The sequence below is a fragment of the Frateuria defendens genome (assembly GCF_001182895.1).
Lineage (GTDB): Bacteria > Pseudomonadota > Gammaproteobacteria > Xanthomonadales > Rhodanobacteraceae > Frateuria_B > Frateuria_B defendens.
In genome coordinates this window covers 1-337 of record NZ_LFQR01000328.1, presented here as the reverse complement: position 1 = coordinate 337, position 337 = coordinate 1, and the positions used below count along the sequence as shown (strand labels likewise).

Below are 337 nucleotides of genomic sequence, written 5' to 3'. Positions count from 1 at the left end.
TTGTAATTCTCATGTTTGACAGCTTATCATCGATAAGCTTTAATGCGGTAGTTTATCACAGTTAAATTGCTAACGCAGTCAGGCACCGTGTATGAAATCTAACAATGCGCTCATCGTCATCCTCGGCACCGTCACCCTGGATGCTGTAGGCATAGGCTTGGTTATGCCGGTACTGCCGGGCCTCTTGCGGGATTTAAGATACTACATAAAAAATATTTTATTTGGCCTGTACTGCACACTTATATATATATACCTTATAACAAAAAACAGCGAAGGGTATTATTTCCTTGTGTCAGATAAGATGCTATATGCAATAGTGATAAGCACTATTCTATGT

1 protein-coding gene is annotated in these 337 nt (G+C 39.5%); it reads left to right on the top strand.

What is annotated here, in order from left to right:
• Window positions 1-91: 91 nt before the first annotated feature.
• Window positions 92-337, top strand: a 246-nt coding sequence (locus tag ACH65_RS20200) for a colicin E1 family microcin immunity protein (RefSeq protein WP_272913789.1), incomplete at its 3' end; no start/stop codon positions are given.